At 42.2% G+C, this 1,494-nt stretch carries 2 protein-coding genes and 1 pseudogene; all 3 read right to left on the minus strand.

The genetic code is table 11. The annotated features are described in order from the left end of the window. Nucleotides 1–36: 36 nt before the first annotated feature. Nucleotides 37–1,029 (minus strand): ABC transporter substrate-binding protein, encoded by a 993-nt coding sequence (locus KDK67_RS14050; protein ID WP_250869471.1) that lies wholly within the window; start codon nt 1,027–1,029, stop codon nt 37–39. Then, entirely contained in the window at nt 1,026–1,301 is a 276-nt protein-coding gene (locus tag KDK67_RS14055; protein ID WP_250869472.1) for a ubiquitin-like small modifier protein 1, read from the minus strand. The genes KDK67_RS14050 and KDK67_RS14055 overlap by 4 nt, the downstream gene beginning before the upstream one ends. Before the next feature lies 1 nt (nt 1,302). Continuing rightward, nucleotides 1,303–1,494 (minus strand): annotated as a pseudogene (locus KDK67_RS14060) (hypothetical protein); the annotation flags it as partial.

Genomic DNA, 1,494 nt, shown 5'->3' on the forward strand with positions numbered 1-1,494 from the left:
GGTCTTTCACCTTTTTTTTAAAAAAATAAAAAAAATTCAAAGTCTTAATTCTTCAACAAAACGAAGGTCGAAAATGTCCTTTTGCTCGAGCTTCTTTGAGATATATCCGAGTTCGTTCAACACATCTACAAATCTCATGGTCGATCCAATATAATCTTCTGATATACCCGCAGAGTATTTTGGTGACACTTTATACATATCATTTACAAAATCTGCATCAATGATCTCGATGGTCTCAGCAACCAACTTTGATGCCTCTTCAGTGTCCTTGCGAATGAATAAACTGGCCTTCTCGTGCAACTCTATTAATTTTAAAAGGGTCTCCGGCAAGTTCTCGATCATGTCACAGGTCGCAACTATCCCGTAACTTGGATTATCAGGCCACAGTCTTTCAGGCGGGATCACTATGTTTGCATCACAGTATCTTTTTGCCACGATGGCCAATGATGGAGTTCCTACTGCAACCTTTATCTCCCCGTCTGCTATGGCTTCGGGGATCATGTCAGCCCACTCGTAGTTGAGAACATCAATATCATTCTCAAGACCTGCTTCTTTGACATAGTTCCTTATAATTACATCATGGATAGAACCAGCCGGAGGGCAGGCTATTGTAGTCCCTTTAAATTGATTCAAAAAAAGTGTCCGGTCATTTCTGCATTCTTCTAGTGTCAGAAATTCGGGTGTGGCGATCATCACTGTTCCTTCAACATGTCCACCAGCGATGCATTTGATCTGTAAGCCGTGATCGATTCCTATCATCGCAGGGGGAAGGCCGATGTATCCGATATCCAGCTCGTGGTCCTCGAATGCACGGACAATTGCAGGCCCTCCTCCGAAGAGTTTCCATTCAGTTTCTATACCTGCTTTTTCAAGCCAGTCCATGCCCATCAGTATGAATGAGGTATGATACATGGTCGAAAGGTGTCCTATCCTAAGTTTCTTCATATAGCCACCACTTTTAAGGAATTGCAGGTTACCGAATGTATCCTCTTTCCAAAACCTGCTCTCCCCTGTTCTTTTTAAGATCATCCTCCGCTTACTGCCGGTAATATTGAAATTTCGTCTGCATCGGTTATTTCGGTGTCAAGACCTGAAAGATGCCTTATATCTTCCCCGTTGACATAGACATTGACGAACCTTCGTACCTGTCCGTCCTGAAGCAGGCGCTTTTCAAACTCTTCGCCATACTCAGCAGTAAGTCTATCAAAAAGGGTCTTTATTGTAGTATCACCCAGATCGATGTTTGTTGACCTTGTTCTTGTTAGATTGTTCAATGCTGATGAGAATCTTATAGATACCATTTTAGTTCACCTCTTGATGTGTTAGTTCTTGCTTTTTCGCTATGTTGCTAAACTTCTTCGTGAATTCGGAATATGTGGGCTTTATTGATCTAGGACTATCAAGTGCTCCTGCGATAGTTTCCTGTGCTTTTAGACCATTACCTGTTACATATACAACTGTTCTTTCTTCGGGGTCAATATGGCCGCTTTCGAC

The organism is Methanococcoides seepicolus, from assembly GCF_023684405.1.
Lineage (GTDB): Archaea > Halobacteriota > Methanosarcinia > Methanosarcinales > Methanosarcinaceae > Methanococcoides > Methanococcoides seepicolus.

What these genes read in the sequence shown, in the direction of transcription:
- KDK67_RS14050 (WP_250869471.1), bottom strand. Translation starts at nt 1,029, where the DNA reads ATGATCTTAAAAAGAACAGGGGAGAGCAGGTTTTGGAAAGAGGATACA.
- KDK67_RS14055 (WP_250869472.1), bottom strand. Translation starts at nt 1,301, where the DNA reads ATGGTATCTATAAGATTCTCATCAGCATTGAACAATCTAACAAGAACA.